General features: G+C 72.3%; 11 protein-coding genes and 2 pseudogenes. 2 read left to right on the top strand and 11 right to left on the bottom strand.

Going from position 1 to position 17338, the window contains the following annotated elements:
* Nucleotides 1-155 precede the first annotated feature (155 nt).
* From RM704_RS35480 to RM704_RS35450, 7 genes and pseudogenes are all read right to left on the bottom strand, one after another.
* On the bottom strand, nucleotides 156-752 hold the full coding sequence (locus RM704_RS35480) for a type 1 glutamine amidotransferase family protein (protein WP_033527880.1): 597 nt from the start codon (nucleotides 750-752) through the stop codon (nucleotides 156-158).
* A 45-nt stretch (nucleotides 753-797) separates the two neighbouring features.
* On the bottom strand, nucleotides 798-4217 hold the full coding sequence (locus RM704_RS35475) for a hypothetical protein (RefSeq protein WP_033527881.1): 3420 nt from the start codon (nucleotides 4215-4217) through the stop codon (nucleotides 798-800).
* Nucleotides 4218-4309: 92 nt separating this feature from the next.
* Nucleotides 4310-6382 (bottom strand): annotated as a pseudogene (locus RM704_RS35470) (iron ABC transporter permease); the annotation flags it as partial.
* Nucleotides 6383-6500: 118 nt separating this feature from the next.
* On the bottom strand, nucleotides 6501-7478 hold the full coding sequence (locus RM704_RS35465) for an iron-siderophore ABC transporter substrate-binding protein (protein ID WP_033527883.1): 978 nt from the start codon (nucleotides 7476-7478) through the stop codon (nucleotides 6501-6503).
* Nucleotides 7475-8344 carry an ABC transporter ATP-binding protein gene (locus RM704_RS35460; RefSeq protein WP_033527884.1) on the bottom strand — a complete coding sequence of 290 codons (870 nt, stop codon included), beginning with the start codon at nucleotides 8342-8344 and terminating at the stop codon, nucleotides 7475-7477. Before RM704_RS35460 ends, RM704_RS35465 begins: the two co-directional genes overlap by 4 nt.
* Nucleotides 8345-8402: 58 nt before the next feature.
* Nucleotides 8403-8588 (bottom strand): annotated as a pseudogene (locus RM704_RS35455) (pyridoxamine 5'-phosphate oxidase family protein); the annotation flags it as partial.
* Between the two features lie 130 nt (nucleotides 8589-8718).
* Nucleotides 8719-9921, bottom strand: coding sequence for a cytochrome P450 family protein (locus tag RM704_RS35450; protein ID WP_033527886.1), 1203 nt, complete (start codon nucleotides 9919-9921; stop codon nucleotides 8719-8721).
* Between the two features lie 527 nt (nucleotides 9922-10448).
* On the opposite strand from RM704_RS35450, the gene RM704_RS35445 reads away from it, so the two are divergent.
* Nucleotides 10449-12254 carry an RICIN domain-containing protein gene (locus RM704_RS35445; protein WP_033527887.1) on the top strand — a complete coding sequence of 602 codons (1806 nt, stop codon included), beginning with the start codon at nucleotides 10449-10451 and terminating at the stop codon, nucleotides 12252-12254.
* Nucleotides 12255-12363: 109 nt separating this feature from the next.
* Here the strand turns inward: RM704_RS35445 and RM704_RS35440 are convergent, their stop codons facing one another.
* From RM704_RS35440 to RM704_RS35430, 3 genes are all read right to left on the bottom strand, one after another.
* Complete coding sequence (locus RM704_RS35440) at nucleotides 12364-13731, bottom strand: outer membrane protein assembly factor BamB family protein (RefSeq protein ID WP_078937165.1); 1368 nt, start codon at nucleotides 13729-13731, stop codon at nucleotides 12364-12366.
* A 109-nt stretch (nucleotides 13732-13840) separates the two neighbouring features.
* Nucleotides 13841-14248, bottom strand: coding sequence for a RidA family protein (locus RM704_RS35435; protein ID WP_033527889.1), 408 nt, complete (start codon nucleotides 14246-14248; stop codon nucleotides 13841-13843).
* 241 nt (nucleotides 14249-14489) lie between these two features.
* Entirely contained in the window at nucleotides 14490-14852 is a 363-nt protein-coding gene (locus tag RM704_RS35430; protein WP_033527890.1) for an Imm51 family immunity protein, read from the bottom strand.
* 682 nt (nucleotides 14853-15534) lie between these two features.
* Here RM704_RS35430 and RM704_RS35425 point away from each other — a divergent pair.
* The gene (locus RM704_RS35425; protein ID WP_033527891.1) at nucleotides 15535-16179 is read left to right on the top strand and encodes a dihydrofolate reductase family protein; all 645 of its coding nucleotides are present in this window, start codon (nucleotides 15535-15537) and stop codon (nucleotides 16177-16179) included.
* 353 nt (nucleotides 16180-16532) lie between these two features.
* On the opposite strand, the gene RM704_RS35420 is transcribed toward RM704_RS35425, so the two are convergent.
* Complete coding sequence (locus RM704_RS35420) at nucleotides 16533-17315, bottom strand: Rv1363c family protein (RefSeq protein ID WP_033527892.1); 783 nt, start codon at nucleotides 17313-17315, stop codon at nucleotides 16533-16535.
* Between the last annotated feature and the right edge of the window lie 23 nt (nucleotides 17316-17338).

Genomic DNA, 17338 nt, shown 5'->3' with positions numbered 1-17338 from the left:
GCGGCCTCCGCGCTCCCCGATCTCGCGGCTCCGGGGGCCAGAAGCTCTGGCGCTTCGGGGCCGGCCGAGGGCTGTAGATGCTCTGGCCCGTGCCCGTGGCCCTCGACGCCCCCGGCCCCCTCCCGACCCACCCGCCACCTCAGCGCAGCGGCACCTCAGCGCAGCGCCGCCTCGCCCGTGCGGACAGCGGCCAGGCCGCGCTCGACGGTCTGTCGGTTCTCGCCGACCGGGGCCACGTAGTCGAGGACTCCGCGGGCGGCGTCCTCCCCGAGGGTGCGGGTGATCGCCCAGGTGGCGAGGTACTGGGAGGCCAGGCAGCCGCCGGCCGTGGCGATGTTGCCCTCCGCGTGGAACGGTGTGTCCAGCACGGTGACGCCCAGGGCCTCCACGAAGGGCCGGCTCTTCCTGTCCGTGCAGGCCGGCATGGACTCCAGCAACCCCAGCCGGGCGAGTACCAGCGCGCCGGAGCACTGCGCGCCGATCAGCTGGCGCGCGGGGTCGAGCGGCAGCCTCGCGAGCAGCCGGTCGTCGGCGACCACGTCACGCGTCCGCACCCCGCTGCCGACGAGCACGACCTCGGCCTCGCTCACGAATTCCATGGGGCGCTGTCCGGTCACCTCGACGCCGTTCATCGACGTCACCACGGGCGTCGGCGTCGTGATGAAGGCCTCCAGGCCGTCCCTGCGGCACCGGTTGATCAGTGCGGAGGCGATGAAGCTGTCCAGCTCGTTCGTCGACGTCGTCGGTGAGATGCCAGGAGTCGTCGTCGTGGGCGCGGCGCCGACCGTCCGGGGGCGTCATTCGTTGTGCGTCGTGGTCAGGTACGCCTGGTGGCGCACATCGGGGTCGGCATGGCGCCGCAGCAGACGCAGCAGGGAGCGCCATTCCTCGCTCCAGCCGAGGGACAGGCCTCTCCCCCTCACCAGGCCGACGGCCAGGAGGCCGGTCGCGGTGCCACCGTCGCGGGCGAAACCGTCGGCGGCGGTCAGCAGGGCCTCGGCCCACTGCGGAGCGCGATGCGCCGTGGACATCCGCAGCCGGTCGGCGGTCTGTACCGCGACGCTCACCCCTAGGCCCTCGAACGCGTCCGCGAGGTCCCGCAGTCGTCCGAGCAGCACGGTCGGTTCCACGGCGCGTTCGACCAACTGGCCCAACAGCTGGACGCGTTCGGGCGCGAGCAGTGGTTCGCCCGCGAGTTGCCCGGCGACCGCCTCCAGCAACTCGGTGCGGACGTCCGCGGCGTAGGTGAACGACGTCAGGTGCCGCAGCCTCTGCAACGCGGGTACGTCCCGGCTCTCCTGCGCGTCGCAGCCACCCTCCGGCGTGCGCGTCGCCGCCAGCAGCTCGGCCACCGCGCTGTGCAACGCGCTGCCGGGCGCCGCACCGCCCACAGGGTGCGGCAGTTCGGAGACGGCCAGATCACGCAGGGCCCACGTGGCGTAGGTCCAGCGCGTCCGGTCGTCGAGGTCGGTGACCGTCCGGGAGACGCGGTGGGCGATGTCGGGCGAGTAGCGGGACCACACCCCCATCGCACGCAGCACGGCGTGGCCGGCGAAGCCCTCCGCGAGCGCGAGGGAGGTGTCGTACGCCGCGAGGAGGAGGGCGGCGTACGCGCGGCGGTGTGTCTCCGCCAACTCCCAGGGGGTGACGGCCAGCAGGGCTTCGTGGACAGGGGCGGTGTCGTCGCGTGCCGCTTCCTCGACCAGGGTCCGGGCCTCCGGCTCGCCGAGCAGCGGGGGCAGGGCGCGGACGACGGCGGCCCGCACGTCCGGGTGGCGGTCGGGGGCGTGGAAGGCGCGCGCCAGCAGGGGGGCCGCGCGCCGGGGCGGCAGGAAGCGGGCGGCGAGCCGTACGGCCTCCTTGCGGGAGGTGACCTTCGCGGACCGCTCCCCGGTGAGCAACGGGCCCAGGGCGCGGGCGAGTCGGGACGGTGCGGTGAAGCGGGCGGCGCGGGCCGCCGCGTACACGGCGACCCTGGCCCGGTCGCCGTCGGCCTGGTCCAGCAGCGTCGGCAGGGCGTCGTGGGGCCGGTCGGTCCGGGGCAGGGCGCCGAGCGCGGCCTCGGCGACGACCACGTCCGGGTCGTCCGTGTGCGCGAGCGCCAGGGCCCGCCCGAACTCGGGCACCGGGGCGGCGGCCCGGATCAGGGCGGCCCGCTCGTCGAGCGGGAGCGTACGGTCGGCGATCGCCTCTCCGGCCAGCCGGACCGCCGCCCGTTGCTGGCGCGGCAGCCAGCGGTCGCTGTCGCCGAGGTCCGGCAGCGGGCGCCGGGCGCCCTCCGCCAGGAAACGTCCGTGGGGCGGGGTTTCGGCCAGCAGGGTGTCCAGCAGGTCCGTACGCCGCCGGGACAGCACGTGTCGTACGGGAGGGAGGACGACCGCCGACGGTTCGCGGGCGACGATGCGGGCGGCCCGTTCGTCGCGGGTGGCCGGTGCGGCCAGCCACAGCCGGGCCGCCGCCTCGACGGTCTCGTCGTCGCCGCGTTCCACGGCCGTGGCCAGCCGGTCCTGGAGTTCGGGCAGGCGCCGGGCGCGCGGTCCGAGTGCGGCGGCCAGTCCCAGCAGCAGCCGGAAGTCGGCCCGCCCGGCCTCGGCGTCGAGCCAGGGGCGCAGGACGTCGAGGACCTGGTGCTCCTGCCCCTTGCGCAGCTCACGACGGAGCGGACCGAGGTCGGGCACCCCGACCCGCTCCGTGATGCGCACCAGCGCACGCAGGGCCCACTCCCGCAGACCCACCTCGTCGGCGGCGGCCTCGTCGTCCCCGGCGGCCTCGCCGTTCGTGGCGTGTTCGACGAGCAGGCGCACGGCCAGCGTGCGCAGTGCTGTCAGGGTGTCGGACGAGGTGTCCCGTGCCTCCAGGGCGCCGGTGGCGATCGCGTCGAGCAGCGGGGCGTCGTCCACGGCGAAGACGCGCGGGTGCGCTGCGGCGAGCGCGCCGAGCGCCGCAGCGCGGACGGGGTCCCGCTCGTTGCGCAGCCGCAGCCCCGCCGTCGTCAGCAGCTCGGTGATCGCCGCACGTCCGCCGTCCCGGGCGGCGCAGGCCACGTACAGCGGCCAGGCGGCGGCCCGGTCGTCGGCGTCGGACCGCCCGATCGCGGCCAGCAGCGCGGAGCGGGCCTCGTCGAGCGGGCCGTGGGCGAGGATGTCCAGGTCGTCCCACCAGTAGTCGGTGCCGTCGAACGCGGCCGCAGCGCGCCGCACTTCCGCCCAGCGGCGCTCGCGCGGCAGCAGATCGAGAACGTTCGGGGCGGGGTCCGCGCCGGTGCCGCCGCCGACCGCGTCCACGAACGCGGGGCGTCGGCCGGGTGCCATGGCCGCGACCAGGGCGGTGAAGTGCGGGCCGCTGTTGAGCCAGTGCCGGCCCAGCGCGGTCAGCGACGCGGGCTCGGCCCGCAGGAGCGCGCGCAGCACTCCGGGGGGCGGCACCGGCTCGCGGCGCTGTCGCTCGCGGCCGGGGGAGGTGATCCAGCGGACGACGCGTTCGACGTCGGCGGTGGCCAGGGGGGCGAGTCCGCGGCTCAGCGCGGGCGGCAGGCTGCCGGGGCCGTGCCGCTCCAACAGGGTCAGCACCCGCTCGGGCCGCAGGGGCGCGAGCGCCGTGACCGTGGTGGCGTGCAGCCGCCACCAGTCGTCCCGCTGCTCCCCGCCCGCCCGGTCGGCCAGGGTCCGCTCGGCGTGGTCGAGCACCGGGTCGGGATGCCGGGACGCGAGCCGGGTCCAGCCGTCGACGGCGTGGGCGAGACCGGGCAACTCCCGTGCCACGAACGGGGTGGAGCAGGCCGGCAGCAGCCGGGCGGCGTCGGCGTCGCCCCATTCGGCGCGCAGCCGCACCACCATCCGCTCGGCGAGTGCGGTGCGCCCTCCGGCGGCGAGCAGACGGGCCAGCCGCTGCCGCAGCTCGGCCGGTGCGTCGTCGTAGGCCGCCTCGACCGCTCGGTCCGCCACGGGCAGGTCGCGTGCGGCGCGCCGCGCGTACCCGGCGACCACCGGGTCCGGATCGGCCAGCCGCTGCGCGAGGAACTCCACGTCCTGTCCGACGAGGGCCGCAAGTGCCGCGAGCCGCCGTTCGTACGGCCCGCGTCCGTCGAGGTCGGTCAGGAACGGGGCGAGCGTCCCCTCGTCCGCGAGGCCGCGGGCGGTCCGTGCCGTCAGGGTGAGGCGTGCGGGGAACGGCAACGGTTCGAGAGCGGACAGCAGTTGCTCCACGGTGGTCGGCATCCGCCGATTGTGCCCGGCGGGATCCGTGACCGCGATCGATTAAGCGCGGCAGGGGCGGGCCTGCCCGCAGCTCCGGGCGACGGTCCCCCGGGCTACCGTCGGCTCCGTATCAGCAGGTGGAGGAAGTACGGCGTGCCGATCACGGCGGTCATCATGCCGGCTCCCAGCTGGGCGGGGGCGATCACCGTGCGGCCGAGGAGGTCCGCCGTGCAGACGAGCGTGGCCCCGAGGAGGACGGCGACCGGGACCACCCGTGCGTGCCGTCGGCCCACCAGGGCCCGCGCCGCGTGCGGTGCGACGAGACCCACGAAACCGATGGTTCCGGCGGAGGCGACGGCGGTCGCGCTGAGCAGGACGGCCACAGCGAGGAACCCGAGTCTGGCCCGGGACAGACGCAGACCCAGCAGGAGGGGGGTGTGCTCGTCCAGGGAGACGAGGTCCAGTTCGGTGCGGCGGGCGACCGCGACGACGAGCCCCACCGCCACCATGCACGCGACGGGCAGCACGTCCGGCATGGTCCGACCGTACGTCGAACCGGACAGCCAGGTCAGCGCCTTGGTGGCGTTGAACGGATCGGTGAGCACGATGAGCAGACTGATCAGTGCCGTGGTGGCGGCGGCCACGCCGATCCCGACGAGGACCAGCCGGTTCTGCTGGTAGCCGTCCCGGGCGGCGAGCCCGAAGACGACCACCGAGGCGAGAGCGGCGCCCGCGAACGCGGCGCCCGCGACGCCCCAGCCGCCGGCGACGGGCACGGTGGTGACGAGCAGGACGGCACCGAGCGCGGCGCCGCCGGAGACGCCCAGGATCGCCGGTTCCGCGAGCGGGTTGCGGGTCACGGCCTGCACCAGCGTCCCGGCCAGGGCGAGGGCCGCGCCCGCGCAGAGGGCCGCGAGGACCCGGGGCACCCGGGTCTCCAGCACGAAGGAGACGGTCCGGCCGGCGCGTCCCTGGGCCCAGTTCGCGACGTCGCCGAGCAGGAGTTTGCTGTCGCCCAGCAGGACGCCGGCGATGGTGACGCCCACCGTCACGGCGACGAGGACGGCCACCGTGACCAGGAACGTCGTGCGGCTGGGGATGCGCAGTCGGTCGGGCGCCTCGGCGCCGGACGTGTCCCGCAGCCGGAGCGCCATCACCACCAGGAACACGGCGCCGACCAGGCTGGTGACGACGCCGGTGGGTACGGCGACCGCCGTGTCGGAGGGAACGAGGGCGCGCAGCAGGACGTCCGACCCGAGGACCAGCCCGGCCCCGACCAGACCGGCCACGGGCACGGAGCCCCTGGCGCGGACGAAGCCCCGGAAGCGGCGGGCGAGGGGGCGTACCAGTGCCGGTGCGCACAGGCCGACGAAGCCGATGGGCCCGGCGAGGGTGACGGCCGCCGCGGACAGCAGTGTCGCCAGGACGACGACCGTCACCCGGGTGGCGCGGACCGGGACGCCGAGGCCGCGCGCGGCGTCGTCGCCGAGGGCGAGCGCGTCGACCCGACGGGTGGTCAGCAGCAGGCCGACGAGCCCGATCGCGGCGACCGGGAGCATCTGCAGGACACCGTCGAAGCCGTTCTGGCCGATGCTGCCCTGGTTCCACTGGTAGAGCCCCTCGGTCTGCTGCGGGAACAGCAGCAGCAGGCCCTCGGTGAGGGAGTTCAGGCCCAGCATCAGGGCCGTGCCGGCGAGTACGAGCCGTACGGTGCCCGTGCCGAGGCCGGAGAGGGAGAGCACGACGGACGCCGCCAGCAACCCGCCCACGAAGGCGACGCCGGAGGAGGCGAGCAGGGGCAGCGAGACACCGGTGACGCCGACGATGCCGAGTGCCAGGTAGGCACCGGCGTTCACGGCGAGGGTGTCGGGCGAGGCGAGCACGTTGCGGCTGACTGCCTGGAGGACGGCGCCCGCCACACCGAGCAGGACGCCGACCAGGATCCCGGCGGTCATCCGGGGCAGCCGGGAGGCGATCACGACGGACGCGTCGCCCGGATCGGCCCGCCCGGTCAGGGCCTTGAGCACTTCGGCGGGCCCGACGGCGGCGGTGCCCTGGGTGAGGTCGACGACGGCGAGGGCGGCGACCAGGAGGACGAGCGCGGCCGTCACCGCGGCCGCGCCCGTCCGGGTCGCCGCTGTCGACGGACGGGTGGCGGGGGTAGTCGCGGTGACGGCCATGGCTCCGTGCTTCTGCTTCGTCGCTGCTTCGTCAGGCGCTCGTGGTTCGGCGCCTGGGCTTCGGTGCCGGTACTTCGGCGCCCGTACTGCGGTCCTGTACTGCGGCGCCCGTACTGCGGCGCTTCTACTTCGTCAGCGCGGCGACGAGGGCGTCGATGTACGCCTCCATCGACCCGGGACCGCCGAACATCCAGATCCCGTCGGGCAGTCGGTGAACGTCGCCGGACTTCACGAAGGCGAGGGACTTCCAGACGGCGTTCTTCGCCAGCTCGTCGCCGAAGGGATTGCTGGTCTCGTCCTCGTCGTTGCCTATGTAGGCGAACTGGACGTCCTTCGGCAGGTCGGTCAGGCCCTCGACGTCGGTGGTGCCGAGGCCGTAGGCGGCGTCGCCCTTCACCTTCCAGGCGTTCTTCAGACCGAGCCGCTCGTTGACGGCGCCGATCAGCGAACCGCTGGTGTACGGGCGCAGGGAGACCTGGTTGGAGGCGACGTAGCCGTCGGCGAAGGCGATGTCCGCGCCGTCGAGACCGGCGTCGGCGAGGGCCTTCTTGCCTTCGGCGACCTTGGCCTCGAAGCTCTCCCGAGCGGTCTCGGCCCGGTCGGTGGTGCCGGTCGCCTTGGCGATGAGGTCGAGGTTGTCCAGCATCTGCCCGATCTGGTCGGAGGCGTCAGCGGACCGGATCCCCAGCACCGGGGCGATCTCGCGCAGTTGCTTGACCGCGGCGGGTGCCAGGTCGGAGGAGGCCACGATGAGGTCGGGCTTGAGGGAGGCGATGGTGTCCATGCTCGGCTCGCCGCGCGTGCCGATGTCCTTCGGCTCGCTCTTCAGCGGGACCGCCTGGTCCCAGGTCTTGTAGCCCTTGACGTCCGCGACGCCGACGGGGTCGACGCCGAGGGTGAGGAGGAACTCGACCTCGTTCCACTCGGTGGCGACGACCTTGGTGGCCGGGCCGTCGAGTTCGACCTTCTTGCCGGTGGAGTCGGTGAGGGTGATGGCCTCGGAGGCCTTCTCGGTGCTGTCGGCGGCGGGCTCGGTGGTACCGCAGGCGGCGAGCGCGAGTGCCGCGACGACGGTGGCAGCGGGGAGCAGGAGACGTCTCATGAGGTGGAGCGGAGCCTTTCGCTTCGGGTGGTGCGGGTGTGGTGACGACCGATCGGGCGAGTGCGCAGCCGGCCGGTGAGGGGGTCGGTGTCGACATCGATGCGGATGCCGTAGACGGCGGTCAGGCGTTCCGGGGTCAGGACGTCCTCGGGGTGGCCCTCGGCGACGATCCGCCCCGCTTCGAGCAGGGTGATGCGGTCGGCGACGGCCGCCGCCTGGTCGAGGTCGTGCAGGACGACGCCGACGGCGATGCCGTGGTCGTCCGCCAGGTCGCGGACCAGGTCGAGGAGTTCGACCTGGTAGCGCAGGTCGAGATAGGTGGTCGGCTCGTCCAGCAGGAGCACGCCGGTCTCCTGGGCGAGGCAACTGGCGAGCCACACGCGCTGCAACTGCCCGCCGGACAGATGGTCGGCGCCGCGCTCGGCGAGGTCGAGGACGCCGGTCAGCGCGAGTGCCCGGTCGACGGCGGCCGTCGCGTCGAGGTCCCTGCGGCCGAAACGGCCCCGGTACGGGTAGCGGCCGAACTCGACGACGTCCCGCACGGTCAGGCCGCTGGGTGTGGGCCGCCCCTGGGTCAGCAGGGCCACGTGGCGCGCGAACTCACGGGAGGTCAGGGCGAGTCCGTCGGTGTCGGCGTCGATCCTGAGCGCGGCACGGCGCGGCCGCTGCAGCCGGGCGACGGTCCGCAGGAGCGTCGACTTGCCGCTGCCGTTGGGGCCGACCAGGGCGGTCACCTCGCCGGGCCGGAGCGCGATCGCGACGTCGTGCACGACATCGACGCCGTCGTACGACACGGTCACGCCCGTGGCCGACAGTGCGTGCCCGCGGAGCCTCGGGGCGTCGGCTGCTTCCTCACCAGATCTCACAAAGCGAAGGTTAGCCTAACCTAATTATTGGCCGACAGGGGTCCCCCGTCGGCCGGAATCAGCCGGTCGGCCAGGACCCCGGATCCCACACACCCGAGCGGCGCAACGACTGCGGGCAGTGCAGATGGATCTCGTCGATCTCCAGGACCAGCGCCAGCGCGGGCCGCCGGTCGTCGAGCGTCATCGCGTCGAAGAACGGGGCGTCGGTGAGGATCCGCGCCCGGCCGTCGATCCGCAGGACCTCCTTGGAGCGCGTCGGCGCCCGGTCAGGCGCCGAGCGGCGGCAGTACGACATGCCGGTAGGTGTTCACGCCACGACAGCACTACGGAGCCGGACACCCACGTCCGCGCGACGCCGGACGGCCGGCACCCCGTCAGAAGCGCACCGGCAGATCGAGCAGGCCACGGGCCCGCATGGACGGCCGCCAACGGACCTCGTCCGGCGCGATGTCGAGGGCCAGATCGGGGAACCTGTCGAGGAGGGCGGCGAGAGCGATCTCGGTCTCCATCCGTGCCAGCGGCGCGCCGAGACAGTAGTGGATGCCATGGCCGAGGGCGAGATGCCCGCTCGCGTCCCGGCCGATGTCGAGCCGGTCGGGGTCGGTGAAGCGGTGCGGGTCACGGTGCGCGGCGGCCAGGGACAACAGGACCGTCTCACCGGCCGGAACGACCACCCCTCCGATGGTGACGTCCTCCACGGGGAAGCGCCGGATGGCCAGGGGCACGGGGCCGTCGTAGCGGGCCAACTCCTCGATCGCGCCGCCCAGTCGACCGGGATCGGCACGCAGCGCGCGCAGTTGGCCGGGGTGGCCGAGCAGGGCCAGGGTGGAGTTGCCGATGAGGTGGACGGTGTTCTCGTACCCCGCGAACAGGATCAGGAAGGCGAGCGACATGAGCTCGTCCTCGCTCAGCCGGTCCTCGTCGTCGCGTACCGCGATCAGGGCGGAGAGCAGGTCGTCCGACGGCTCGGCACGCTTGCCGGCGATGAGCAGGGTGAAGAAGCCCAGCATGTCGCGGACGGCTTCCTTGGCGCGCTCCGGTCGCGTCGGGTCCGGGGCGATCAGGGTGTCGGTCCAGGAGCGGAAGTCGTGCCGGTCGTGCGGGGCCACGCCGAGCAGGTCACAGATCACGGCGATCGGCAGGGGTGCGGCGTACGAGGCGATCAGGTCGGCACGCCCGTGCGGTTCGATGGCGTCGAGCAACGCGTCGGCGGTCCGCCTGATGGGTTCGCGCAGGCGGGCGACGCGGCGCGGGGTGAACGCCCGGGACACCAGGCGCCGGATGCGGGTGTGGTCCGGCGGGTCCATGTTCAGCAGGTTCGCGTCCAGCGCCGGCGGCAGCGCGAGCCCGTGGTAACCACCCGGCGTCGCGTTGCGCTTGTCGAGGGAGAGCCGGGGATCGGCGAGGGCCTGGCGTACGTCGTCGTACCGCGTGACCAGCCACGCCGGAAGCCCGTCCGTCCCGGCGATCCGGTGCACGGGCCCGGCCTCCCGAAGCCGCGCGTACACCGCGTAGGGATCCGCGACGAGTTCGACGGGGTCGACGAGGGGCGGCTGTTCGGGCGTTGTGGTGGCCATGGGTCTCCACCCTAGGGCCCTCTGACGGATCCCCTGACGGATCCCCTGACGGATCTCTTGACGGATCTCTTGACGGATCTCTTGATGATCGTCACGACAGTCGCTCGACACCCGCCGGGCACGGCGCGTGTTCGGCAGGTCAAACGGCGGTTCGCGCGCCCTCCCCAATATCGTCCGCAACCCTTGACGCCCCCCTTCTGACTGCGTAGACATGACAGCGCAGTCAGGGCCAGGAACGGCTGACAACGTTCCGGAGTCCATGTCCCGCACGACCGGGGCCGGGAACGCAACACGTGCCCGACTCCGGTGGACCGACCGACGGGGCCACGACGATCCGGTCCGGTCGGCGTCGCGCCGACTCGGACCCGGGGCGTACGTGTCCTCCCCGTGAGACGTACGTGTCCTCGCCCCGTCCGCGTCCGCGCCGACACCGGCGCCCACCCTCACCTCACTCGCACCCTCACCTCACCTCACCTCATGGCCGACGGGCCCCGGCACCACCGTGTGCACCCCTAGAAGGAGGAACCGTGCAAAGACGCACGTTGAAAAAGGCGCTGGGCACCTTCGCCGCGGCGTCCGCGCTGCTGGCCGTACCCGCCTCCGGCGCGCAGGCGTACAACCCGACGGGCGGCACCCTGTACCAGCTCGGCAGCGAGCCGTGTCTGAAGGGGCGCGGCAACTGCGCGGTCTACCCCAAGTCGGCGCAGCTGCCGAGCGGTCGTCTGGTGGCCGCGTTCGAGAAGTCCACGGTGGTGTCGGAGACGGGCAGCGCCGACAAGCAGACCCTCCCGGTCCACAAGAGCGACGACGACGGCACGTCCTGGCAGCCGCTGTCGGAGGTCAAGGCACCGGCGTACCTCTCCGCCGACCCCAAGTACGCGAAGTACACGAGCAACTGGACCAACCCGTACTTCTACGTCCTTCCCCAGGACGTCGGTGATCTGAAGCAGGGCACCCTGCTCCTCGCGAGTGTCGTGTCGGGCGACGACTACTACTACAAGGAGCACAAGGCGGCCGATCCGAACTGGACGCCCTCCAACGACGGTGACCGCAAGGACCTGGCGATCGCCCTGTACTCCAGCACCGACGACGGCGCCACCTGGAAGATCCTCAACATCGTCGCCACCGGCGGCTGGCAGGGCGGCAGCGCGGGCGCCACGGGGCAGAACATCGCCGACGCCAACACCAACAGGCAGGTGGATCCCCTCTGGGAGCCGTACCTGATGGTCCACAAGGGCAGCCTCGTCTGCTACTACTCCGACGAGAACGACTACACGGGCTTCAACGCGACCACGGGCGTCCCGACCCTCGACCCCGCCAACGACACCGCCAAGGACTCCCTGGGCCAGATCCTGGTGCACAAGACCTGGGACGGGCGCAGCGCGAACTGGAGCGCACCCGTCGTCGACCTCGCCGGCCTGACCCAGGACATGGGCGGCGGCAAGACGGAGATCGGCGGCGGCCGGCCCGGCATGACCAACGTCGTCCGCACGACGGACGGCAAGTGGCTCCTCACCTATGAGTACTGGGGCGGCGGAGCCAACACCCGGTACCGGATCGCCGACGACCCGCTGAAGTTCCACACCGGTTCGCCCACCGGTACGGGGGTCAACTCGCTGCCGACGGACACCGGTTCGCGCGCGCTGTCGATGAACGGCAGCCCCGTGATCATCCGGCTCCCGGGTGGGCGGCTGGTCTACAACGCCGCGGGCAGCGGCAACGTCTGGGTCAACGAGAGCGGGCGCAGCGACGGGACGTGGAAGGAGTACCAGACCACCTCCCAGGCCGGCTACAGCCGCAGCCTCCAGTACGTCGAGGGCACGGGCCGCATCTCGATCCTCAACAACCAGGGCACCTCCACGCTCAAGTTCGCCGAGATCGACCTCGGGCACAGTGACGGCGCCTACTACCAGTTGGTGAACCGCAGGACCGACCAGGTGATCGGCACCGGCAACAAGACCAACGACGCCAACATCGGCAACGGCGACGTCCCCGACGTACGCCTGGAGGCCCCCGGCTCGGCGTCGAACGCGGACACCCAGTTCTGGCACGTGGTGACGGAACCCAACGGCGGTGTGACCCTGCTGAACAAGGCGGGCGGACGCGCTGCGGCCATCTGGACCGGCAACGCGACAGCCGGGCAGAGGATCGGCCAGTGGGTGGACAACAGCAGCACCGGCAGCTGGAACCTCGTCAAGACCGGTGACGGCTTCTACAAGCTGCAGTCCGTCAAGAACACGAGCCTGTACCTGACCGGCGCGTCCGCCGGGGCCCCGCTGACGCTGCAGACGGCGACGACGGACGGTTCGCAGGACTGGGAGCTGGTCCAGTAGGCGGGTTCACCACGCGTCGACAGCGGCTGAGCGATACGGCCGGCGGTCCGACGGCCGCGTCTGCGGCACTGCCGCAGACCCATGCCGACGCCCCGGCCGTGACGCACGTTCAGCACGCGCTCTTCCGTCGCGGATTCATCATGAGGAAGGGCGGGTCGTCTCCGTCGATCTCGGGCTCCGCGGTCATGGCCGGGTCGAGGGCGATGTCGTTCACCACGATGTAGTCCCCGGCCGTGGCCATGTGGGTGATCGCCGTTCCCGCAGGTCTCCCGCAGGCGACCTGCTTGCCGTTCTTCAGGTCGTACCCCAGGAGCGCGGGCCCCTCGCCCTTCCAGTCCGTGGAACCCGCCCAGACCGCGTCGGAGGTGACGGCCACGTCATTGAAGGAGCGAGAGCCCCCCACGTCGAGTGGTGTCTTCACCCGCCAGGCGGTCGTGCGGGCGGCCGCGTCGGTCGCGACCAGGGTGAAGCCCTCGTCCGCGATGTCCACCCCGAAGGGCTGGTCCTCGGCGTTCGGGGTGGCCTGTCCCTCCTCCAGCGGAACCGGCCTGCCGTCGCCGTCGATCCACCAGTACAGCGCCTTCGCCCCTCCCGTGCTCCCACCCAGCCGGAACGTCAGCAGGTCGCAGACGTTCCGCAGGCACGCGTACTCGCCGAGGGTGGGTTCCTGGACACCGTCCTCGCCGATCCGCGGCCACGCGGCGGGGATCTCCGGGGCCAGGTCCGCTGTCCGCCTGCCGGTCCGCGCGTCGAGGAGGCGGACGCCCTTCTCGCAGCTCTCCCGCACGACGACGGCATGGGTGGCCACCCAGGAGCTGGTCGTGGCCGCGGTCTCGTCACACTTCCAGCTCTCCTGCCAGAGTTCGCCTCCGTCGGCGGCGTCGAAGGCGAGCAAGCCGCTTCCGGTGTCGACCAGGACCACCGGCCGACCGTCCCCGGGGACGACCCGCAGTCTCGTGTCCGTGTTGCTGCCACCCTCGTCGTACAGGTACCGGCCGAGCGCCGACCACCGGCCGCCGACGGCATCACCGCTTCGCGCGCGCCAGCGCACCGTGCCGGTCCGGGTGTCCACCGCGACCAGCGCCCCGTCGGCCCACAAGGAGACAGCGAGCGGGGGGCGTTCGGCGCGTTCGGCCAGCACCACCTTCAACAAGGTCTCGTCGCGCTCGTACGCCCAGTAGGCGGACGTCTTCCGCGGAGCCTCCAACGGCTCCGCCCACACCCGGTTCTCGGCGTCGAGCACCCGAAGCCGTTTGTCGGCCACGAGCGGGATCGCGGTCAGCGCGACCTCGAAACCCGGGGAGGGCTGCTCGACCCGGGCCGGATACGCACCCGTGGCCTTCGTGACTTTCTCGGTGACCTCGTCCTGCTGCTGACACGCGGTCAGCGCCGCCGCCAGCACCATGCCCGTGCCCAGGGCCACGGAGGTCCGTAACGCCCGCCGTCCCGTCCGTCTCTCACGTACCCGCGTCGACATGGGGGCATCGTAGGGCCGGAACCCCACCTTCCTGACACCGAGCGATGCCTGGTAGCTCGTGGCACGAGCCACGTGCCAGCCATCGCCCGCTCGGCCGGACGACAGCTGCTCAGTCGAGGATCGCGGTGGCTTCGATCTCGACCAGATGCTCGGGGACGTCCAGTGCTGCGACACCCAGCAGCGTGGCCGGCGGGACCGGGGTGGTGCCCAGCTCTGCGGCCGCCCGGGAGATCCCCTCCAGGAGCTGGGGCATCTTGTCGGGGGTCCAGTCGACCACATGGACGGTCAGCTTCGCCACGTCGTCGAAGGAACCGCCGACCGCGGCCAGGGCGGTGCCGATGTTGAGGTAGCACTGCTCGACCTGCGCGGCGAGGTCGCCTTCGCCGACCGTGTGCCCCTCGGCGTCCCAGGCGACCTGCCCGGCGATGAACACCAGCTTCGACCCGGTCGAGATCGACACCTGCCGGTAGACATCGACCTCGGGCAATCCACTCGGGTTCACCAGGTTGATGGCCATGCTGTCTTCCTCCTCGTCCTGAGCGCCCGTCCGGCTCGTGTCCACCCGACAGGGCGCTTCGGTCTCTCGTGGTTACTCGGGAACCGTAGGAGAGTGGCCGTTGACATGGAAGAACGCACTTTTCAGTGACTGGGGAACCCAAAGGTGACCATGCAGATCAAGGAGCGATCCGAAGAAAAAAGGCACTCCTGATCACCGGGACCCACCCGCCGCGACTTCGAGCAGCGCGCGGCGAGGGGGTTCAGTCCCAATCTCCGGGGTCGGTGGCCTCGATGAGCGCGGCCAGCTCGGCGCGGTCATGGAAGGCGCTGCTGAGAAGCAGCCCAAGCTCCCGCAGGGCCGCCTCGTCCTTGCCGTAGACACACATCATCCCGGCCTCGGGGTCGAAGCCGCCGATCCGGTCGGCCAGTTCCGGCGCATGAATGCGCACCGCCGTGTGCGCGACGGCGTCCCAGCTGTAGCCGCCGCCCTCCTGCCCGACGGCTTCGAAGAGGTCGGTCGCTTCGCCGAAGTGGTTGTCGCTGAGGATCAGGCTGTAGTTGCCGGGCGATGTGCCGAACAGCCTCAGCGGGCTGAGGTCCGTGTGATCGATTGTCTCCGTCATACGGGCATCCTGGCACGGCCCACTGACAGGTCGACCGCTCGCCGACGTGAAGCGCGAGCCGCCGCTGTTGGCGCGCTCCGAGCGCGGATCGGACCGGCCCCGACGGGACCAGCGCCCAGGGCGATCAGGACCCGTGTCCCCTACGGGCGGTAGCCGGGCCCCGCACTCTGGCCGCACATCGTCCGACGGCATCCGCCGCTGACTCAAGGAGCCCGATGTGACCACCGCACAAGCGGCTTCGCGCGACAACTGGACCGACGTGGCGGCCGAGCTCGGCAAGCGCGTCGCGCTGCTCCACCCGGCCGACGCGGAGCTGACCGACTCACCGCACCTGGGCCGACAACGGGTTCACCGGCTCCTACGACGTCTTCCACCGCGCGTTCGTCGCGCGGACGGGCCCGAACCGGACCCCGGAGCTGGGCCTGTTCGGCAGGCGCCCGGAAAGTCTGCCGGCCCGCACACCGTTCGGCCCCGGCACCCGCGGTGCGTCCGCCACCAGGCGGTCGCGGTGGTGCTGACGACGAGAACCCTCGCCTTGCCCAGGGAACCTCATGTCCCTGAGCACCGCCTCCTCCCGGCTTCGCGCGACCTTCCCGGTCGGCAGGTGTCCGCGCGGCGATGAGTCAGCCGGTTCCCGCAGGTCTACCTTTTGACCGGACGACCATCTCATCGGGAGTAGGCCATGGGTCTCATCCACATCGAACTGTTCGCAACCCTCGACCTCGTCGGCCAGGCGCCCGGCGGCCCCGACGAGGACCCGGCCGGGTTCCCGTTCGGCGGCTGGCAGGCACCCCTGCTGGACGAGGTGACGGGGGCACAGATCGGTGCCGCGTACGAGGGCACGGACGCCCTCCTGCTCGGCCGGCGGACGTACGACATCTTCGCCGCCTACTGGCCGCACCAGAAGGGCGGCGAGGACGGCGCGATCGCCGACCTCTTCAACCGTGTCCCGAAGTACGTGGCCTCCCGCGGAAAGCCCGACCTCTCGTGGGCCGGGTCCACGCAGCTCGGCCCGGATCTGGCCGCCGCGGTACGCGAGATCCGTGACCGGCACGAGCATGTGAAGGTCGTCGGGAGCCTGGACCTGGTGCAGAGCCTTCTGCGCGAGAAGCTCTTCGACCGTCTCGACCTCTGGGTGCATCCGATCGTGCTCGGCGTCGGGAAGAAGGTGTTCGACGGCGGCGAGGTGCCCACGAACCTCACGCTCCTCGAACCACCGGCGGCCGGCCCCAAGGGGGCCGTGTACCTGCGCTACGGACTCGCCGACGGCACCCCCGCCACAGGGGACATGAGCGCACCCGATCGCGGCGTCGAGCGCGCCGACTGAGACCGGGCTCCTGACCTGCGACCGCCACGGTCCTGGCGCCGACGCGGGCGAGGTAGGCAGAAGCCACGGCCGCCCCCAGGACGATCCTTCTCAGCCAGGAAGTCCTGGTGGGCGGCTCAGCACAGCAGTGCGCGGGAACCGGTGGACGCCGACGGGCGCTCGACCTGTTGCGGATCAGCCCTCATCGCCTCTCGCCGGCGCATTCCGCAAGGAGAAGCCTGCTGGCTCCGGCCGGCGCCCCTGCACTGGGCGATCAACGGTTTCGGTTACGCGCCGGCATGGGCGACGCCCAGGTGGTGGCCTGCGGCTCGAACGGATGCTCCCCCCGGGCCGACCGTGGAGATCCGGGGCGTCTACAGCGCGTCCACGGCGCTCACCTTCCAACCCTCGGAAGTGCGGGTGAGCGTCATCCGCACCCGGTTCAGATCCATGCGGGTTCCCGTGACCTGGGTGCTCGTGGTGACCTGGTTGACGAACAGCAGGACCACGGCCTTGTCCGGTCCGGCCGACACGACGGACGCCGCGGGCAGGCCACCGCCCGCGGGTGCCGCCACCGTCGCCTTCACCACGCCGTGGTACTTCCTGGCGGTCGGTCCGACCACCTTCGTCGTGGTCCTTCCGTACTCGGCGCGGAAGGACCCGGTCAGATGGGTGCGGGCGCGGGCGAAGTCCCGGTCGAGATGCCGGTAGTCGTACGACAGGACGACGGGCGCCGCCTTCCGAGCGGCCGCGAGCGCCTCTCCCCGCGCCTGTTCCGCGCGCCGCCCCTCCCCGTACTGCCACCCGAGCAGGGCGATGGCGACCAGACCTGCCACGAGCACCACGCAGGACACCATGGTGAGCAGCCGTCGCCGGGGCCGTCGTACGGACGCACTCTCCTTCAGCGCATCCTCGGACTCGGACCCGGACTCCGACGCCAGCTCCGGCTCCGGCTCCGGCGGGTCGTCCCACCCGTCACCGCCCGGAGCGTCGAGCACCACCGTGCGCCCGGAGTACCGCTCCTCGGTCAGTGGCGGTGCCTCGGCCGCGAGGTGCTCCACGCGTCGAGCGCGCTTGGCCGCCGCGCGGGCGGCCGCGGTCATGGTGCGGCGGGCGGGGGAGCCGGCGCCACGGGTTCGCGAGGTCGTGTTCGCCACGGTCTTTCTCCTCAACTCTCGTC

The organism is Streptomyces gottesmaniae, assembly GCF_031845845.1.
GTDB lineage: Bacteria > Actinomycetota > Actinomycetes > Streptomycetales > Streptomycetaceae > Streptomyces > Streptomyces akebiae.
This window is presented reverse-complemented; position numbering and strand designations above follow the sequence as displayed.